General features: G+C 73.8%; 19 protein-coding genes, 2 tRNA genes and 1 pseudogene. 12 read left to right on the top strand and 10 right to left on the bottom strand.

The window, feature by feature from the left end:
• Positions 1–258: 258 nt before the first annotated feature.
• Together ACIG3E_RS32550 and ACIG3E_RS32545 are read right to left on the bottom strand one after the other, a co-directional pair.
• On the bottom strand, positions 259–783 hold the full coding sequence (locus tag ACIG3E_RS32550) for a hypothetical protein (RefSeq protein ID WP_399623155.1): 525 nt from the start codon (positions 781–783) through the stop codon (positions 259–261).
• Between the two features lie 80 nt (positions 784–863).
• Positions 864–1193: a hypothetical protein gene (locus ACIG3E_RS32545; protein ID WP_399623154.1), complete on the bottom strand. Its 330-nt coding sequence runs from the start codon at positions 1191–1193 to the stop codon at positions 864–866.
• 360 nt (positions 1194–1553) lie between these two features.
• Here ACIG3E_RS32545 and ACIG3E_RS32540 point away from each other — a divergent pair, with 360 nt between their 5' ends.
• Entirely contained in the window at positions 1554–1895 is a 342-nt protein-coding gene (locus ACIG3E_RS32540; protein ID WP_399623493.1) for a hypothetical protein, read from the top strand.
• Positions 1896–1898: 3 nt separating this feature from the next.
• Here ACIG3E_RS32540 and ACIG3E_RS32535 read toward each other — a convergent pair whose 3' ends face one another.
• From ACIG3E_RS32535 to ACIG3E_RS32525, 3 genes and pseudogenes are all read right to left on the bottom strand, one after another.
• Positions 1899–2054 carry a hypothetical protein gene (locus ACIG3E_RS32535; RefSeq protein WP_399623491.1) on the bottom strand — a complete coding sequence of 52 codons (156 nt, stop codon included), beginning with the start codon at positions 2052–2054 and terminating at the stop codon, positions 1899–1901.
• Positions 2055–2163: 109 nt separating this feature from the next.
• Positions 2164–2361: pseudogene (locus ACIG3E_RS32530) on the bottom strand (hypothetical protein); the annotation flags it as partial.
• Positions 2316–2732, bottom strand: a complete 417-nt coding sequence (locus tag ACIG3E_RS32525) for a hypothetical protein (RefSeq protein WP_399623153.1) — start codon at positions 2730–2732, stop codon at positions 2316–2318. The pseudogene ACIG3E_RS32530 and the gene ACIG3E_RS32525, both read right to left, overlap by 46 nt.
• Positions 2733–2902: 170 nt before the next feature.
• Between ACIG3E_RS32525 and ACIG3E_RS32520 the strand changes: the two genes are divergently transcribed.
• The 8 genes from ACIG3E_RS32520 to ACIG3E_RS32485 all read left to right on the top strand — a co-directional run bounded on the left by ACIG3E_RS32520 (position 2903) and on the right by ACIG3E_RS32485 (position 8091).
• Positions 2903–3565, top strand: a complete 663-nt coding sequence (locus ACIG3E_RS32520) for a hypothetical protein (protein ID WP_399623487.1) — start codon at positions 2903–2905, stop codon at positions 3563–3565.
• A gap of 592 nt (positions 3566–4157) precedes the next feature.
• Positions 4158–4229: transfer RNA gene (locus ACIG3E_RS32515), tRNA-Arg, on the top strand.
• A gap of 40 nt (positions 4230–4269) precedes the next feature.
• A tRNA-Asp gene (locus ACIG3E_RS32510) sits at positions 4270–4341 on the top strand.
• Between the two features lie 221 nt (positions 4342–4562).
• Positions 4563–4847, top strand: coding sequence for a hypothetical protein (locus ACIG3E_RS32505; protein ID WP_399623152.1), 285 nt, complete (start codon positions 4563–4565; stop codon positions 4845–4847).
• 1504 nt (positions 4848–6351) lie between these two features.
• Positions 6352–6858 carry a hypothetical protein gene (locus ACIG3E_RS32500; protein ID WP_399623151.1) on the top strand — a complete coding sequence of 169 codons (507 nt, stop codon included), beginning with the start codon at positions 6352–6354 and terminating at the stop codon, positions 6856–6858.
• 129 nt (positions 6859–6987) lie between these two features.
• Positions 6988–7350: a hypothetical protein gene (locus ACIG3E_RS32495; RefSeq protein WP_399623150.1), complete on the top strand. Its 363-nt coding sequence runs from the start codon at positions 6988–6990 to the stop codon at positions 7348–7350.
• Between the two features lie 15 nt (positions 7351–7365).
• Positions 7366–7776 (top strand): hypothetical protein, encoded by a 411-nt coding sequence (locus tag ACIG3E_RS32490; RefSeq protein WP_399623149.1) that lies wholly within the window; start codon positions 7366–7368, stop codon positions 7774–7776.
• Positions 7777–7899: 123 nt separating this feature from the next.
• Entirely contained in the window at positions 7900–8091 is a 192-nt protein-coding gene (locus ACIG3E_RS32485; RefSeq protein WP_399623148.1) for a hypothetical protein, read from the top strand.
• Positions 8092–8276: 185 nt separating this feature from the next.
• Here the strand turns inward: ACIG3E_RS32485 and ACIG3E_RS32480 are convergent, their stop codons facing one another.
• Entirely contained in the window at positions 8277–8663 is a 387-nt protein-coding gene (locus tag ACIG3E_RS32480) for a hypothetical protein (RefSeq protein ID WP_399623147.1), read from the bottom strand.
• Between the two features lie 49 nt (positions 8664–8712).
• On the bottom strand, positions 8713–8928 hold the full coding sequence (locus tag ACIG3E_RS32475; protein ID WP_399623146.1) for a hypothetical protein: 216 nt from the start codon (positions 8926–8928) through the stop codon (positions 8713–8715).
• Between the two features lie 1988 nt (positions 8929–10916).
• On the opposite strand from ACIG3E_RS32475, the gene ACIG3E_RS32470 reads away from it, so the two are divergent.
• Positions 10917–11297 (top strand): hypothetical protein, encoded by a 381-nt coding sequence (locus tag ACIG3E_RS32470; protein ID WP_399623145.1) that lies wholly within the window; start codon positions 10917–10919, stop codon positions 11295–11297.
• 24 nt (positions 11298–11321) lie between these two features.
• Here ACIG3E_RS32470 and ACIG3E_RS32465 read toward each other — a convergent pair whose 3' ends face one another.
• Together ACIG3E_RS32465 and ACIG3E_RS32460 are read right to left on the bottom strand one after the other, a co-directional pair.
• Entirely contained in the window at positions 11322–12071 is a 750-nt protein-coding gene (locus tag ACIG3E_RS32465; RefSeq protein WP_399623144.1) for a hypothetical protein, read from the bottom strand.
• A 23-nt stretch (positions 12072–12094) separates the two neighbouring features.
• Positions 12095–12559, bottom strand: coding sequence for a hypothetical protein (locus tag ACIG3E_RS32460; protein ID WP_399623143.1), 465 nt, complete (start codon positions 12557–12559; stop codon positions 12095–12097).
• Positions 12560–13036: 477 nt separating this feature from the next.
• Between ACIG3E_RS32460 and ACIG3E_RS32455 the strand changes: the two genes are divergently transcribed.
• Positions 13037–13735 carry a hypothetical protein gene (locus tag ACIG3E_RS32455; RefSeq protein WP_399623142.1) on the top strand — a complete coding sequence of 233 codons (699 nt, stop codon included), beginning with the start codon at positions 13037–13039 and terminating at the stop codon, positions 13733–13735.
• A gap of 246 nt (positions 13736–13981) precedes the next feature.
• On the top strand, positions 13982–14134 hold the full coding sequence (locus tag ACIG3E_RS32450; RefSeq protein ID WP_399623141.1) for a hypothetical protein: 153 nt from the start codon (positions 13982–13984) through the stop codon (positions 14132–14134).
• An 838-nt stretch (positions 14135–14972) separates the two neighbouring features.
• Here ACIG3E_RS32450 and ACIG3E_RS32445 read toward each other — a convergent pair.
• On the bottom strand, positions 14973–15617 hold the full coding sequence (locus tag ACIG3E_RS32445) for a hypothetical protein (RefSeq protein WP_399623140.1): 645 nt from the start codon (positions 15615–15617) through the stop codon (positions 14973–14975).
• Positions 15618–16657: the final 1040 nt, after the last annotated feature.

Genomic DNA, 16657 nt, shown 5'->3' with positions numbered 1-16657 from the left:
CCGGCCCCGAACGGCGCCCCCAGCGGGGGCCGCCCCCACCGCCGGCCAACGCCCGGCCCGCCGCTGCTCCGCGGCGCCCTGGTCGTCCGGCCGCCGCGCCGCCGTTCGGCCGCAGCGGTCACGGGCTCCCGGGGTCGGGCGGCGGCAGTGTCTGCGCCTGCTCGCCCGCCGTACGACGAGCGCTGAACGGCCTTGCCCCCGACCGGTGTTCTTCGGGCGAGGGCAAGGCCGCGGGTGGGCGCGTGGGGTGGTGGGGTGTCAGGAGGTGGTCAGTACGTAGGTGTGGGTGTGCAGGGTGCTGGCGATGGCGTAGCGGGCGTGGACGCGGCCGTGGGCGCGGTCGAGCGTGATCCGGGCGGCGCGGTGGCGCTGAGCGGTGCCCAGGAGGGAGGCGCGGACATCTGCGGGCCGGAGCCCGGGGGTAGGGGTGCGGCGGCCGCCGGTGGTGCTCCCGGCGAACGCGCTGACGCGGTCCAGGACCTGGCGGTGAAGGGTGGCGCCGGTGGCCGGGCGGATGTCGAGCAGGCGCAGGGTCTCGGGGGTGTCCAGCACGCGTCCCGGCAGGGGCGCGTAGGCGTCGGGCCCGGCGGGCGTGAAGACGGCGCGGGGGTCGGTGGACAGCAGGCTGCGTACGGCGTTGTCGTCGATCCCGCAGGAGGTGTCACCGCCGGGGGCGGTCCACTGCTGGCTGTGGCGCAGGCCGCGGTGCCAGGTCCGGCCCTCGCTGGTGCGGACGACGTCGTGGTCGGCGAAACGCCAGATGGCCTGGGCGGGCGTGGGCACGGGTACTCCAGGGCGGATGGTGGCGGGTGGGCTGCTGTGCTGTTCCTGCGGGGCCCTTTCCGGGCCCCGCAGGGCGGGGTTCACTTCCTGGCGGGCGTGGGGGTGTGGGCGGGCAGGGGGACGGGGTTGGCCATCGGGTTGTCGAGCTGGGCGTACCAGTCCTCGTCGTCGTGGAAGATCGTGGAGCATCCGGCGGTGCAGATGAGCTGGCCGGGCTTGAGGAGCCTCTGGACCTCGTAGACCGGCGGGTTGCGGTAGCCGACGGCGGAGCCGTGGTTGCAGTACCCGCGGTCGCGCACGGCGTGCCAGGCGTCGGCCTCGGCGTGCATCCGTGCCATCTTCAGGTCGATGTCCAGGCGCTCGGTGCGGATGGCTTCGAGTTCGTCGCTGCTGCTCTCGTCGCTGTACATCGGGGCCCCTCCGGGTGGTCGCCGTCTCACCTTATGACTCTTAAGACTATACGTGCCGAATAGTGCGAGTGCAAGTCTTAAGAGTCGAATGGTTGGGTTGTGGCGCGCTCCGCCGGGGCGCCGTTGGCCGTCCGGGCCGTCGCCGCCCGCTCTCTGGGCGTCTCTTATGGCTTGCGTGCTGCCCCCGACTCGGGTATAGTTTTAAGAGTCACTGGGGGTGATCGGTCCCGGTGGTGCCGGACAGTGGGGAGCGGCCGCTCCGTGTTGTGCGGCAGGTCCGTAGCTCAGTAGGTGTCTTTCAACAGTCGGCCGCGAGGTCTGTCCCGTGTGGCAGGCTGTAGCGAGGGCGAGGAGGTGACGATGGAGGACTTGCCGGTGCACGAGTTGGGACTGCTGCGTGGCACGGTGGAGGGTTGCGATATCCGTTACTTCGGATCGCTGCTGGCGCTGGACACGCATGCTCAGCCCCTGCTCCGAGCTGGTCTGATCGCTCCCATCCCGGCGGGCGTGCCGCGGGATGACGACTGCCAGTTCTATGAGGCCACTGAGGCGGGTCGTGCGTTCTACTCTGCCCATCTGTCAGATTTGGGCGGGAACGCCATGGGCCGAGCGAATAGCTGGGGTGACCATCCGCAGCTCGTGGCTGCCGCGCGGGCACTCGTCGATGTCTTCGCCAGCAGCTCTCCGCGTGGCTTGGAATGAGGATCAGTCCACGGGGCGGGAATTCTTCGTCCAGATGTCCTCGCGAGAGCCTTTGCGGGTGAGCCGTCGGGTCATGAGGGTGATGAATGCCCAGTTCAGGTGGGCTTCGGAGTGCTGGGGAAGGCGTTCGTAGTCGCGGCAGTTGCGTCGGGCGTTCATGATCCAGCCGATCGACCGTTCGGCTTTCCAGCGGCGGGGCCATGCGATGGCAGCGGGTGATGCCGGCCGCGAGGATCAGCTGCGCACACGGCGTACGGTCGGCGGACCGCTGCGAGCACGGCTCAAGGGTGCTGTAGAGGGTGGCGCCGACCAACCGCGGGTCATCCTCAGCGAGTTGGGTGAGCGCGGCCTCTTCGGCGCGGGCGCGCAGGTCGTGTGGCGGACGTGAGTGCCCGCAGGCCAGCTCGGCGCCGGCGCCCGTCAACTCGCCGCGCCGACCGCGTACGCGCTGTCCGACCTCGGGCACTGCCCGGCGAGGGCAAGGGCCCGGCGCATCCAGTGGCGGTCGCGCTCGCGGGTCTCCTCGGAGTCCGGGAGCGGGGAGACCAGCCGCAGCGACCGGCCCTCGCCCTCGGTTGCGGCCAGCACCACGTCCCGCACCGTGCGGTCCCGCGGCCCACGCGGCCCGACCTCGAATCCGAACGACGACAGGATCTCCGCCTTGCCGGGCCGCACGCGGTGCTGCGGATCGCGGCTCACCGCGGCCAGCTCCACCAGGGCGGCAGGATCGGTGTCCGCAAGCGTGCGCATCCTCATCAGCAAGAGGATCAGCAGCGACTCAGGGACAGGAGCGCCGCCCGTGCGGAGCTGCACCATCGCGTCGGAGGTCTCAGCCATGGGCCTATCGAGCGTCCGCCACAGGCCGACAGCTTCTCCGGCCTGCACCGAAGGCCGTCCGTGTGGACGCTGCCGCGAGTGCAAGTTGCCTGACTTGTAAGGGTGTTGACATTTTAGGGAGTGTTTGTCACGTTAATTCATCTGTTGGTGGGTGTGGGAGGGGTGTGCTGATGGTGCGGCGGGCGGACTACGACGAGGGTCAGGCTGTGGCGCGTCTGGGGGTGCACCGGGCGGCGTTCCGGTGGGCCCGGCATGTCGGTCTGGTGCGGGAGCCGGACATCGACGCCTGGAGGTGGTCGCGGACTGCGGTGGAGGAGATGGACGCGGCTGCGATCGCCGAAGCGCTGCCTGGGGAGCCCATCTGCGGCAGTGCGGCGGCCGACCGGATCGCGCGGGCCCTGGGGACGCCCAACCCGGTGAAGTCGTTCGTGGTGCGGCGGTTCATCGCTCGTGGCCTGCTGCACGATCTGAGTGCCGACCCGAAGGGGTCGCTGCTGCATCCCGGTCAGGTCGACGAGGTCTGCGCGCGCCCGGACTTGGCCGTCCTGGTGGCTGCGGATACCCCGCTGGGCCCGGACCAGGCGAAGGACCGGCTGGGCATACGCCGGTGCGATTTCGACCATATGCGACGGCTGGGCTGGATCACGCCCACGGAAACAGCCAAGGTGCAGTACGGCACGAGCAAGGCCGGGGCGGTGAACGTGGACCTCTTCCGTGCCGAGGACGTCGACGCGCTGCCCGCCGCACACCCCGAGGTCGACTTCGAGCTGCTGCGCGGGCTCGGGAAGGGTCGGCGCTCCCCGCTCGCGGCTCTGCGCCCAGCTGGGTCCTGATGACGGTAGGGCTCGATGCGGCCGACCGGACGGCCGTCGCCTTGTACGGGCCGGACGCACCGGGGCGGGCGCGGCTCTTCGAGTCTTAAGAGTCGCTGGGGTTGGGTTGTGGCGCGTTCCGCCGGGACGGGTGTCGTTGGTCGTCTGGGCTGTCGCCTGTTTTTCTGTCTCTTATGGCTTGCGTTCCGCCCCCGATCCGTGTATTGTTTTAAGAGTCGTTGGGGGTTCGGGATGGCGGGCCGGTGAGGCTGATGTCGTCCCGCCCCGGCGTTGTTCGGATCTGCGTGCCTGATCAGTGCGTGGGTTGAAGGGAGGGTCGCTACCTCCTGGAGCTGGAGTGACTGGTGTGCACGGCCCCCTAGCACCCCCTGCGGGGGGTGGGCCGGGGGCAGGAGCGGGTTCGAATCCCGTCGGCTCACTGGGGCTCGCGGTGCCTCCCGGCTTCGGCCGGGGGCGCCGGGGGTCCTGCCGCAGGCCTCCGCCCCCCTTCGGGGGCCTGCGGCTGCTGCCCCGTGCGGGGCGGGACATGCGACCAGTGCGGCCTGCGGGCCGCGCGTCCGCCTCGCTTCCCGCCTGCGCGCGGTGGGGGCGTGCTCCTGTCGTCCAGTGGAGAGGACGCCGGATTACGGATCCGGAGACCGGGGTTCGAGTCCCTGCAGGAGTACGGGCACCCGTGCCGGTGCTGGCGGTGGTGTGCTGGTGATGCCTTCGTGGTCCATGGGTTAGGGCGCCGGGTTGTCGGCCTGGTGGACGGGGTTCGAGTCCCCGCGAAGGCGCTTGGTTCCCCCGCTGCGGGCCGAGGAAGAACGCGGCGGGGTGCCGCCTGCCGCGCCGCTGGGCGGTGCGCAGAGGCGATGGCCCCGCGGGGCGTGATCGCCCAGTTCCCGCCCGCCCGGGCCCAGTTCCCGGGCGGGCGGATGCCGTTTGAGGGGCGCGGGGCGGGAAGCCTGCGTTCTCGCCGGGGCCGTACCGGCCCCTCTCAACGAGGAGAGCGCTTATGAAGGTCACCTTGGTCATGGAGTACGCGGAGCTCAGCTTCGATCTGGCCCCCACGGATGTGCCGCTCGCCCTGGGCGCATCGCTCGACCTGCCGCTGCCGGGTTACACGTTGAGCGCCCGGGTCACGGAGGTGGTGATCAGTTTCCCTGCGTCCCGGTTCGTCCTGAGGGGCACGCTCCCCAGGGGCAGGACCTTCTACGAGGTCGCGGCCGATCTGGAGCGGGCCGACTACGCCTGCAACGTCACCGCGAGGGACCTGGACGACGACGGGGGCGAGGGCTGACTCGTGCGCAGAGGACCGCGCCTTGGCAGGGCCGCTGTCGCTCGGTAGGGGGGCCTGACTTCGTTCGGCGGCTTGCGGGCTGACGGCGGCGGGGCCTCGCGGCGGGCTCCTGGCGGTGGGCGGTCTGCTGCTCCCGGCCGCCGGAACGGGGCGCCGTGCGCTGCTGGGCGCGGTCGGTGGCCGCTCGTCCGCCGAGGCTGCGGCAGGAGCACGTCCTCGTCGCCGCTCGCGTAGTCCTGATGCGAGTAGGGGTCCCCGGCGGCGGGCAGCATCGGCCGGACATCGCCCGCGCCGCCGGGGCGCTGTCCCAGTTTCCCCTGCGCGGTGGTGTTGCCCGCGCCGCCGGGTGGCTGCCCGCTCGTCGTCGTGTGCGTTACGAGGGCCTGGCCGAGTGCTGTCCGGGCCCGCGCGCCGCGTCGGTTGTCGCCCGGCTCCGCTTCGTCCTTGGCGGGCTCGGCGTCCTGTGCTCGGCGGTGGCGGCGGCTTGCCGGTGTGCGTGCCGGGCGCCGGTCGGAGCGCCCGCGTGGGGCAGGTCGTTGCCGCCCGGGCCGGTTCAGGTGTTCTGGCCGGCGGGCGGTGGGCGCGGGCGTGGAGCCAGGGGCGGGCGGCGTTCTCCGGCCGCGGTGCGCGACGAGGCGGGTGAACAGGTCGGGGTGGCCGGTCGGGCTCGCGGTCCATCTGGCGGGAGGGCGCGGCGGGTTCGGCCTGGTCGGCGATGACCTGCTCGCGTGTACGGCGCGGTGCAGGGTCCGGGGCGTGGGTGCTCGGCACGGGGTCCTCCTGGTAGGGCGGGCGGTGAACCTGAATGCGTGGAGTTCGCCGCGGCCTGCGGTCTGCGGGCGCCGACGCGGGCCCCGGCGGCTGCTCGGCGAGGAGGGCCTGGACGTCCCGGTGCCGGACTGCCGATGGGGTTCAACGGCGGTGCCGAGGCGCCTGCTGGCCCTCCGCGTGACCTGGAGGCCGCGCCTGTGCGCCGGTCGGCGTGAGCTGGCGGCTGGGGGCGGCGTCAGGGCCGGTGCTCGCAGCCGCGGCCGGGGGCACCGCCGCGGCGAGGCGATCGCGGGCGGGCGTTGTGTCCGCCGAGAGGGCCCCGGCCGGTTGCTGCCCGGACCGCCGCCGGTGCGGTCGGCCGTGCCCCCGGGCGGGGCTGGCGGGCCCTGCTCCTGTGCCCGGCGGCCGCGGAGTGCGCGGTGACCGCGCGGCGTAGGCGGCGCGCTCGCGCCGCCGCGCCCGGGCCGCGCGAGATCCGGCGCCCGCGGGCCCCTGGCGGCGGCCGGGTCGCGGCGGCCGCTGGTGCCGGCGCCGGGGCCCGGAGTGCGGCTTTCGCCTGGTCCGCTGTGGGCCCGGCCGTCCGGGGCGTGCGCGGACCGGCCCGCTGCGCCCCTCGCGCGCCAGTCAACTCTATGTGTCTCTTATGACTTGCGGGTCAAGACTCGCGCCATGTATAGTCTTAAGAGTCAGGGCGGGGTCGGCGGGAACGGCCGACGGGAGCGAGGAGCGCACAATGTCTGTCACTTTCACTGCCGCCTGCATCCCCAGCTCGGCGTTCATCATCAGCTGCTGCTGCCCGGCGGCCAAGGCCGAGGCTGCCACGGTGCCGTACGCCACCTACGAGGCGGCCTGCGCGGCCTACCCGGCCGAGCCCGACCTGGTCGAGCTGCCGGGCTGCCAGGACCCGGGCCGCTGCCGTCCGTTCATCATCGCTCTCGACCCCGACGGGGACGTCCCTTCGGTCAACCTCGCCAACACCAACGCGCGCCGCGTCCTGGACGTGCTCGGCCTGGCCGACGAGCACGGCGACCTGGCTGGGGGTGCGGCGGCCGAGGACTTCCTTGGCCGCTGCCTGGTCGCGCTGGCTCTTGAGCCTGCCGACGCGGGGGTCCCGGCCGTGCAGGAGGGCCGCGTCATCGACTGCGGCCGTCCGGCCGGGTACCTCCAGGACCGCCTTGCCGAACTCCATGACCTGGCTGCGTGGTGCGCGGCCCAGGGGCGTGCGGTGTCCTGGGGCTGAGGGGCGGGGCCCCGCGCCCGGCCAGTCGCCCCGGCGCCCCACGGCGGGGGCCCCGCCGCCAGCCGCCCCGACGGGCAGCTGCTCGCCGTCCTGGACCGGGCCGAGCTGCTCACCGCGCTGCGCGCCGGCATGCCCGGCGCCGCCGAGCACCTCGCGCACGCCCTCCTGGACGACCCCGGCCTCCTGGGCGAACCCACCACCTGGTGGACCGAGGTGGCAGACGGCACCGGCCAGGGCGTGGCCGCCATCTCCCGCCTGCTGGAGGCGATCGCCGCCCGTACCCCGCACACCGGCGCCGACAGCCCGCTCCCGTCGGCCGCGCAGGTGCTGCGGAGCTGTGGCGGGCCGCGCTCGCCGCCCCCGGCCTGCCACAGCGGGAGCGCTCGCCGGCGCGGGTCGGGACGTCGGCGGCCGGGAGCTCTGCTGTGGCAGGCAACGTGCGCGTGCTGGGCCGCTGGCCGTGGGCTGCGGCTCGGCGGTGAGGCGGAGTAGCGGGGCGGTGGGGCGGTGGCGCTCGCCCCCGCCGTCCGGGTGGGGCCGTTGTGGGCTCGGTGGCCCCGCCGGGTGCTGAAGGCCGCGGGCGGCACGGGCAAGTACACCGAGCTGCTGCGCGAGCTCGGCCCGCGCGTTGTGCGCGGGGAGCCTGCCCACGTCGAGCCCGCCCGCCGGCTGGCCGCCCAGCTGCTCGCCGGCCTCGGCGTCGGCGGGGAGGAAGCGGCCTGCAGGGTGGATGAGGCGGTGGCCTGGGCGGTGAAGGATCACGAGCTGAAGCACGCCCTGCTGCGCACGCAGGGCGGCTTCGCCGCCCCCGCGGGCCTTCGCTCCGCTGTGGTCGAACACGCCGCCGACGAGGCCATGGTGCACGACGCGCCCCTGGTCCAGGCCGTGTACATGGCGCTGGAGGCGGCCGCGGGGTAAGAGGCGGGCGCGGGCCTGCTGCGCGCGGCCGCGGACCTTCTGGACCGGCTCGTCGGCGCCAGCCACATCGGCAATCCCGCGGTCTGCGGGGTACGGGCGGGCGGATGGCTCACCGTGCCGGCGATGTGGGAGCGGATCTACACCACGGCCGCCCCGGCCGCGGTCGTCGCGGCGGCGGCCCTGCGCTCGATGCGGGAGGCCGCCCGCATCCCCGGCGAGGATGAACTGGCTGATGTCGACTGCATGTTCACCCTGCGGGAGGCAGTCCGCTCCGCTCGTACAGCCGCTGGCCTCGCGGTCTGCCCGGCCGTCTGACTCCCGCAGACGGGCTGCTCCGCGCCGCGCCCGGCCTTCTTCCCGCGGCCCGCCGACGGCTTCGTGCGAAGCCGTCGGCGGGCTCGGCGTCGTGTGCTCGACGGGGCGGCGGCTCGATGGTGCCGGTGGGGAGCGCCGGTACCCCGACACCGTGGGGCGGGCCGGTCGTCGTGCGCCGGGGTTGCTCAGCCGTTCTGGTCGGCGGAGGTGAGGTGGGCGCGGGCGTGGAGCCAGGCACGGGCGGCGTTCTCCCAGCCGCGGTGCGCGACGAGGCGGGTGAACAGGTCGGGGAAGCCGGCCGGGCCGGGCTGGTCGAGCTCGGAGTGCATCTGGCGGGCGAGCGCGGCGGGTTCGGCGGCCGGGAGGCACAGGTGGGGCAGGCTGGGGTCGTGGGCGGTGATGTCCGCTGTGGTGCCCTGGGGCGCGCCGGTGCCCCGGATGCCGTGGGCGAGGGCGTGGGCGAATCCGCGGGCGCTCCACTCGTCGGTGAACGGCCCCACGTGGAGGGTGTCGAAGCCGGGTTTGGTGACGGTGACGCTGAACTGGCCTTCGCGAGCGGGTGAGTGGGGCACGGCGGGCCTTCCGGTCGGGGGTGGGCGGGGTGCGGAGCCGGGGTTTGTGCTACTGGGGCGTGCGGCCCGCGGCCGTGAGGAGGCTGACGGCGCCGGAGAAGGCGCTGTAGCGCAGGCCGGGGGCGAGGTGGCGTCGATGGAGCGGAGCCGGTCGGCGAGGGTGGCGGTGGGTGACAGCGCGGCCGATCACTTCCAGCTGGTCGGCGATGACCTGCTCGCGCGTACGGCGCGGCACGGGGGCCGGGGCGTGGGTGCTGCTCGGCACGGGGTCCTCCTGGTGTGGCGGGCAGGCGAACCTGTGTGCCTCTTAAGACTATACATGCGGGTGGGAGGGGGCGCCAGACCCGGCAGGCAGCGCGACTCCGTGCAGAGGCGGACCGCGCTTGGCGGGGCGGCCCCGGCGGCCGCTCGGCGAGCCGGGACGCCCCGAGGCCGGACCGCCGATGGGGTTCAACGGCGGCGCCGAAGCGCCTGCTGGCCCTCCGCGAGGCATGGAAGCCGCGCCTGCGCCTGGTGTCTGCCGCTCGGCGCGCGTTCGCCGCCGCGGCCGGGTGCTGGCGCGTTGAGGCGGTCGTGGGCGGGCGCTGTGTCCGCCGAGAGGGCCCGGCCGGTGGCTGCCGGGACCGCCGGGCCGGTGCGGTCGGCCCGTTCTCCGTCGCGTTGGGGCCGGGGCCCCGCCTGCCGCCGCGCTGACGGCGGCGGAGGGCACGCCGAGGCCGTGCGGACGGCGCGCGCTGGAGGGCCGGATGCGGGAGTCTGCCGGGCTCGGCGGGCACCGAAGGGTTTTCGGGCGCGCCGCGTGCTCCCGGGGCCCGCGCGGCGCGCCGGCCGGTGTCGTCGCCCGGCTCCACTTCGTCCTGGTCGAGTTCGACGTCCCCTCAGGGAGTGCGCTCCGCGCTCCTTCGCCGGGAGCGGCCGCTGCGCCGCACCGTTCCGCGGGAGGCCGCCCGCATCCTCGGCGAGGACGAACTGGCTGACGGCGGCCCGCATGTTCACTCTCCAGGAGGCCGTCCGCTTGGCTCGTACCCCCGCTGACCTCACGGCCCGCCGACGGCTCCGTACGAAGTCGTGTCCTGTCCGGTCGGGGGTGCCTCGCTGCGGTACGGCTCAGCCCGCACCCGGCCGGGGCCGAAGGGAGTGCGGCCTCTCGCCTCCGGACGGCCCCGGGGCAGGGCAGGGGCGCGCCGTGGTGGCTGCGGGCGCTTCGCCTGACTGCGTCCGGTGTGTGCCGGACCGCGCGGGGCCGAGGCCGGCGCCGGGCCGGGTGAGGCCGCCGCGCCCGCGTGGTCGTGCTGCGCGCCCGCGGGCGGCGAGGAGGCGTGCGCGGGGCGCCGGTTGGTCCTGAGGTCGCGCGCGGTGCGGGGCCCGGTGGGCCGGGCCGGAGTGCCGGTTGGGTCATGACCGGCACTCCGGGGCCCGGGCTGTTGCCCGCCTTCCGGCGGGCGTGGGGCGGTGGTCAAGGGCGCGGTCCGCCGGTGCTCGCCGCGGCGGCGGCTGCCTTGTCGAGGCGGTCGCGGGCGGGCGTCCGCTGGCTCTGGTGCGGTCCGGCCTGTTCCCCCGCCGGGCCGGGTCCCGCGCGGTCCGCTGGTTGCGTCCCCGCCTCCTGCCCCTCGCCCTGCGGCGGGAGCGGCCGCCGTGAGGAAGAGTGCGAACTCATCGGCTGCTGAGGGCAGTTCGGGCGGGCGGCCTGCTGTCCGGTCCGGTGCGGCGTCGGCGGCCCCTGGCTTGGCTCGTCCTGGTCGAGCTCGATGTCGCCCTGGAGCCTGCTGCTGGGCCGGGCCTGCCGCGCCGGGAGCGGCCGCGCGGTGGTCCGCGGGCGCCCGCTGCTGCGCCCGCGCGTGTGGCGTCCGGGGAGCGCGGAGGCTCGTACGGGGCAGCAGCGCGCGGTATGGGGCGCACAGAGCGGGCTGTGCGCTGCCCGACGGCTCCCGAGCCGGTGCAGGGCCGCTCCGCGCCCCCTCTGCACACAGGTCGCACTACAAATAGGGCATAAAAAAGGAGGCAGTGAGACGCCGGAAGGGAATTCATGGAATTCACGCAATGAAATACATAACAGGAGCATGGCTGACGGCGGCCGGATTCCGGTGACGTGGCGGGGCCGTTGGGCGGATGCTGCGCCCCCGGCGTCCTGGACGCCCGTCGCGTCCGGCCCGCCCCCGGCCGGAGGGGCCCGGCCGCCACTTCGCTGCTGCCCGCCCGGTAGAACAGGTTGAGTACGGTGGGTGAGGGTTTTCTGGGGACGCGGAGGGCGGTATGGATCCAGTCGATGACGTGGTCGTGGCGGACGCGGTAGCCGTGCTGGCAGAGCACCACCCGGCAGCGGTGTTCAGCGAGGCCGGAGCTGTGGTGCGGCCGGGCTTCCTGGTAGCTCCGGGCGCGCCGGGACAGGGTCGGGCCCGGGTCCAGCACCGGACGCTGTTCCCGAGCGCGCTCTCCGGAGTGTCCTTCGACGACGCCGCGGCGGAGGAGTTCGTGGCCGTCGAGGCGTACGCGGACCTGTTGCGCGCCGGTGGATGGGAGGTCCGATACCGGCCCACGACGCGGCCGAATCTCCTGGTTCTCCTGGTCTCTCCCCCTGCTGAACCTCGTGGCGACCGGGACCTGAGCAGTTCCCGTCCGAGGCCTGATGCCTGAGCTGCTGATACGGAGTTCAGGGACTTAGCGGGGCGTCCGGTAGATGGTGGTGGCGGGTGCCAGGGGAAGGTCGGGGCGGATCCGGGTGCGGGGGATGAAGCAGCGTTCCCGGGTGAAGGTCTGGCCCTCGATGGCGCCCTCCTTGTAGACAGGCCCCACGAGCCGGCCGTGCTCGTCGCGGATCCCGATGCGCACACCCGGTTTCCAGTGGGCGCGCCGCCAGGTGCCCGCCGTGAGCGGCCCTCGTCGGCCCGCGGGCTCGGGGCGGGCGGCCGGGGGCTGGTCGGGCGGCGGGGTGAAGTCCAGGACGCGTACCTGGTGCCAGGCGCCGGCCTGGCCGGCCTCGCTGCGCGCGATGCGGGCCAGGGTGCTGCGCGAACTGGGCCGGCCGCAGATGTCGGGCAGGGCGGGCGGCGGCGCCCAGCGGGCGAACGCCAGCTGCGCGGCGTACCCGTACAGCACGCGTCCGCCGGTGTGGTCGCCCCAGGCGGCGGGCTGCAGCACTGCCCGCCGGTGCCCGGCGGCATCGCGGGCGGCCAGCAGCAGGAAGCCGGCCGCGGTGTCCACCGCCCCGTCCGCGCGGGCGGCGAGCAGGGCGCCGAGGACCGCGGGCTGGTAGCCGACGCAGCCACCGGCCTCGATCAGCTCGGCGAGCCCGTCGTCGTCGGCCTGTGCCGCGGCCAGGGGCACAGGTTCGTGGACCATCAGCGACCACGGCGCCGGCAGCCGCAGCGCCGCACGCATCCCGGAGTCCAGGGGTGCGGTGGTGACCACGTCGAAGGCCAGGGAGCGGGGATCTAGTGAACGGCCGCCAGGTAGGCGGCCGTTCCGCCCAGCGCGGTCACCAGCCGCTGCATCCACCGCCGCTGCTCGCCGCCGTAGCCGCCGTCGCGGAAGTCGCCGGCCGCCAGCAGCTGCGTGCGCAGCCCGCCGACGTCGGCGGGCACCAGCCCGGTCAGGTCCTGCGGCAGCCGGCGGTGGACCCGCGCATACCGCGTCTCCCGCTCCCATACCTCCTGCTGCGTGCGGCACGCGGTCGCAGCGACGTCGATGACCTCGCCGCCCTCACCCCTCACGGCGAGGACCATCTTCGAGTCGTGCGGGAGGTCCTCCCACACCAGCCCGTGCTCGGCGGCCAGCTGCCCGGCCCCGCACTCGGCGACCACCCGCCGCCACAGCACGCCCAGCGGCCGGTCCCAGGGCCCCTGTCCGCCGCCGAGGAGGAACTCCTTCCACCGTCCCCCGCGCAGCTGCGAGAGCACGACTCCGCCAGCAGCCCCACCGCCGTCCGGCGCACCCGGGGTCGCGAACGCACCATCGAGGAGAGCCCGCACGCTCATACCCCGCCCAAGACCCCGCTCCTGCCCGGTCCCCCCGCACCCGGGAGGCACCCGGCCCCCTCACCCGGGAGCCGGCGGCTCCCGGCCCGCACCCGCCAGCCCGGGCCCCGGCAGGGGCCCGGCCCCCGCCCAGACCGGCGCCCCCGGCAGGGGGCCGCCCCGCCGCCGGCCAACGGCCGGCCCGCCGCTGCTGCTGCTCCTTGCCGGGTCTGCGCGGGCGCTTCCTCTCCTGCGGGCGCGCTCCTGCCGGCCGGTGCTCGGCTGCGGGTCCGGGGCTGGCTGTCGTGGTGCAGGTGCTGCTCCACCGAGCAATGTCTCTTAAGGCTTGCTTTGCCTGCACTCGTCATGTATTGTCTTAAGAGTCGAATGGTTCGGAGACGCCCCACTGGAAGGACTGGCATGCGCCTCAAGGTCACGGTCACCCCTGACGACATCAAGCCCGACAGCAAGTGGCTCCTGACCCAGGGCCTGGACACCATCGGTGTGGTGGAGCGCTACGACTGGCCCGCAGGCCACCGGTTCGCCGCCACCCCCTTCGAGCTGTGGACGCCGGGCCCCAAGGCCCCGGTGCCCCGGTTCGCCACCCTGGAGGAGGCCGCCGCGGCCGCGGACGAGCGCGCCGAGGAGCGCGCCCGCAACAGCACCGCCGGGCCGCGCAGAGTCCATCGTGAGACCTACCGCGGCAGTGAGCTCGTCATCACCTTCCACCCGGCCGTTGCCGGTGACCGCTGGCGCCGCGCGTCCTTCCACTCGGCCACCGTGGACGGTGCTCCCCTCGACTGCCCGGCGGGCCCCCTGGAGGCCGTCGTGGAGAAGCTGCGCGGGCGGATCGACGTCGAGCGGGCCGACGCCGAGCTGCTGCCGAAGCTGCGCCCCCTCGTCGACGCCCGCGCGAACGTGCGGGGTCTGCCGGGCTGGGACGGCGCCGCCGCCCCGGAGGTCGGCGATATCGCGTATGTGTGGGCGCGCGGGATGTGCCGCCGGGGCCTGGTCGTCGCCGTCGCACGGACCCGCGCCACGGTGGCCTACGTGACCGCCTCGAACCCCGATCGCGTGTACCGCAAGACCGACAAGTTCGAGGAGCTGGCCGCCGGTTGACAGCACCCGCGCGGCGCGCCCCCACCGCTCGACCGGCCGGGGCACGCCGCGCGGGTGCTCCCGAGCGCGCGGCACCGCCGCCTGGCGGCTGGGCGAACACGGAGTCTGCGGGCCTCCGCCCGCGGCCCCTGCCGCCACAACGCCGCCGCCTGAACCCCTCACCCCGCGCCTCGGCCGCTGGCCGGGGCCCGACGAAAGGCCACCATGCCCGCTTGCCGCACTCCCGCCCACCGACCTTCGTGGGTCGTGCTCCAGCGCCAGTGCAACTACTCGGCGTTCAACGGCTACACCCGCACCCCCTCGGACTACTCCCTGGTGGTGTGCACCGCCCCGGGCTGCTCCACGGCCTGGCGCACGAAGGCCGCCTACGTCCAGAATCTGCCCGACGCCCACCGCTGACCCGCGGCGCTCCCCCCGGCCGGGCGCGCGCCCAGCCGGGGCCGTGAGACGGCCGGATGCGCCCTTGCCTGCCAGTCCGCCCCAGTACGTTCGACTAGTCGTCCCATCGAGGGCTCATGACCGCCCAGGACCCTCACACCGTCCGCCTTGTACCGTCGGCGCCCGGCGGGTCGGAGAAGACCACCATGAAGCAGCCGCGGGTCGACACCGATCCGCAGCAGTCGGCTACGAGCTGGAAGCCGGTCATCATCGACACGCCCCCTCCGCTGCCTGACCTCCAGGACCCCGAGGAGCGCTGACGCTCCCCACGGCCACGGCGGTACAGGCCGGGCGCTCCCGCCCTGGGAATCCCAGGCATCCGTGCGCCCTCCCGCCTGCGGATCGATGCCGCTGACCGATGCCACGCCCTCCATCCCGGGCCCGGTGAGCTGGCCCGCACACTGGCGGGCGCCCGGGCCCCGGCAGGGGCCCGGCCTTGAGCTCGTACGGGCGCCTCTAGCGGGCGTCCGCCAAGGGCAACACCCCGCCCCGCTGCGCCGTTTGAGGTGCTCCGGCCCTGCTTCTCACCGCCTCTCAGCCCCGACGCCGCGCCCACGACGTCTTGGCGCTGCTGCCCAGCCTCGACCGCTGGTCCCCTGCTCCTGGCCGTCGAGCTTGCCGCTGTCCCCCGGGCCTTCGCCCGGCGAGACAGGTCGGCCACGAGTTCCTTGGCGGCTGGCGGCGGTGTGCCGAGCGCTCGGCCCCCGGTTCATCGCCGCTCCGGCTTCTCGGCCCTTGCCGGACGAGGTTGTGCTGGAAGTGGTGTCGGGACGGAGGCGTTGGGGGAGGGCCTGCTGGCTCAGCGTGTGAGCGCGGCGGCTCGCTCCAGGCCCCGGGTGATGCCGGCCCGCCAGATCTCACCGGTCGTGGTCACGCCCACGGCCAGGCGCTCGTACGCCGCGAGCGGGCCCCCCACGTGCTTGAGGTCTTCCTCGCCGAGGCGGTACCGGGGCGGGGTGAGCCCGGGGTTCGCGTCCCGCCACGCCCGCAGGGCCTGGATCGCCGGCCACGACGTCCACCAGCACGCTGCCACGGTCTGAGCGACCAGAGCAGCCTCCAGCCGCGCGGACACCCGCTCCGGGTAGCCGCCCAGACCTCTGTCCCGGGAGCCGGGCCAACGGCCCTGGTCCCAGGCTTCCTCCGGCGCCGGATCCCAAGCCCGGTCCCACCCGCGCACCCGCAGCTCTTCACGCACCCCGTACTCCACCAGCGCGTCCCGCACGTCCAGCAGCTCACCCGCCGCCCGCAGCCGGCGCTGCTCGCTGCGCCAGGCCGCCCGCACCGCGGCCGCCTGAGCTCGCGTCAGCCCCCGCGTACGCCACCGGTTCCCCTGTGCCGACAGCCGTGCCGCCCGCTGCTGCTCCGCCGCGACGGCAGCCTCCACCAGCTGGCGCACCCCCTCGGCGACCGCGGCCTGCACCGGATGCGCCGCACGCTCAACCATGCTTCCCCCGCCGGGACTTCGTATCTTGCAAGGCTCGACGCACCCTAGCGCCATCCACGCCCACCCCGGCACTCAACTGCACTCCGGGCCGAGTGCCGGCCTCAACAACGCCGAGGAGAGGAACAGGCGCCCGGCAGGCAGCCCACAGCCACATACCCACGGACACCCCCCACAGGCGGGGGAGTTGACCGCCACCGAAACCAGCCACCGCCCACGCGCACGGACACCCCGAACCGGCCATCCAACAGCCTCTGAAAGCGCCCAACGGGCGCCCCTTTGGCACCACCCAAAAATCCGCCCGGCCACGCTCCGGCAACCCCGTCAGAACGACAACCTATTCAGTACTTCCGTGCAGAGAAAAACCCTCACTAAACCACCTGGAGAATGCCAGAAAGCAGCGACACGAAATGATACAAGGGGACGAGACAATGACCCAGAACAGTAGCAGAGAATAGCCACAGAAAAAGGTCCTCCCGCCCCCACGAACCCGAGTAACCAGCACCCTGCAACGCCCCACACCCCGCACACAGCGCACCACAGCAAACCCCGACCGAAGCCCCCTCCAACTGCCCTGGCCAACGGCCAGGGCCGCCCAGAACCAGCCGGGGATCTGTATCTTGCAAGACTCCACACCACACCCAAGAACCCCTCAAAACACCAGCTCAAACACCACAACATCCCAGCGCCTAACGCACCACCCCACACCCCCAACTTGACCTCCACACCCCCACTCCCGGGCCCGACAGGGCCCCACCACCCCAGACACCCACCACGGCCGCCCGAACCGGGCGGCCCAACAGCCCACCCCACCAACAAAACTGAAAAACCATCAAAAACAAGGCCCCGACAGGGGCCAAGAATTCCGAAGGAATTCCAAGAAACGCACCACAAACCAGAATTATCCCAACGGGAGAATTCACGCGCAAACTAGGCCCCCAACGGGGGCCAACATCAACCACAAAAAGAATTCCCCAACGGGGAATTCCCCTGCGCATTCAGCCGTAAGGCTGAATGAATAGGCTGTTTCAGCCCCGCCCCCC

This window comes from Streptomyces sp. NPDC053474 (assembly GCF_044544845.1).
Taxonomy (GTDB): Bacteria; Actinomycetota; Actinomycetes; order Streptomycetales; family Streptomycetaceae; genus Streptomyces.
The sequence above is the reverse complement of the archived record's forward strand: the minus strand, read 5'-3'. Positions and strand labels throughout refer to the sequence as shown.

Coding starts and splice junctions, on each gene's coding strand:
- ACIG3E_RS32545 (WP_399623154.1), bottom strand. CDS start 1,193: ATGTACAGCGACGAGAGCAGCAGCGACGAACTCGAAGCCATCCGCACC.
- ACIG3E_RS32540 (WP_399623493.1), top strand. CDS start 1,554: ATGGAGGACTTGCCGGTGCACGAGTTGGGACTGCTGCGTGGCACGGTG.
- ACIG3E_RS32535 (WP_399623491.1), bottom strand. CDS start 2,054: ATGAACGCCCGACGCAACTGCCGCGACTACGAACGCCTTCCCCAGCAC.
- ACIG3E_RS32525 (WP_399623153.1), bottom strand. CDS start 2,732: ATGGCTGAGACCTCCGACGCGATGGTGCAGCTCCGCACGGGCGGCGCT.
- ACIG3E_RS32520 (WP_399623487.1), top strand. CDS start 2,903: ATGGTGCGGCGGGCGGACTACGACGAGGGTCAGGCTGTGGCGCGTCTG.
- ACIG3E_RS32505 (WP_399623152.1), top strand. CDS start 4,563: ATGAAGGTCACCTTGGTCATGGAGTACGCGGAGCTCAGCTTCGATCTG.
- ACIG3E_RS32500 (WP_399623151.1), top strand. CDS start 6,352: ATGTCTGTCACTTTCACTGCCGCCTGCATCCCCAGCTCGGCGTTCATC.
- ACIG3E_RS32495 (WP_399623150.1), top strand. CDS start 6,988: ATGCCCGGCGCCGCCGAGCACCTCGCGCACGCCCTCCTGGACGACCCC.
- ACIG3E_RS32485 (WP_399623148.1), top strand. CDS start 7,900: ATGTGGGAGCGGATCTACACCACGGCCGCCCCGGCCGCGGTCGTCGCG.
- ACIG3E_RS32470 (WP_399623145.1), top strand. CDS start 10,917: ATGGATCCAGTCGATGACGTGGTCGTGGCGGACGCGGTAGCCGTGCTG.
- ACIG3E_RS32455 (WP_399623142.1), top strand. CDS start 13,037: ATGCGCCTCAAGGTCACGGTCACCCCTGACGACATCAAGCCCGACAGC.
- ACIG3E_RS32445 (WP_399623140.1), bottom strand. CDS start 15,617: ATGGTTGAGCGTGCGGCGCATCCGGTGCAGGCCGCGGTCGCCGAGGGG.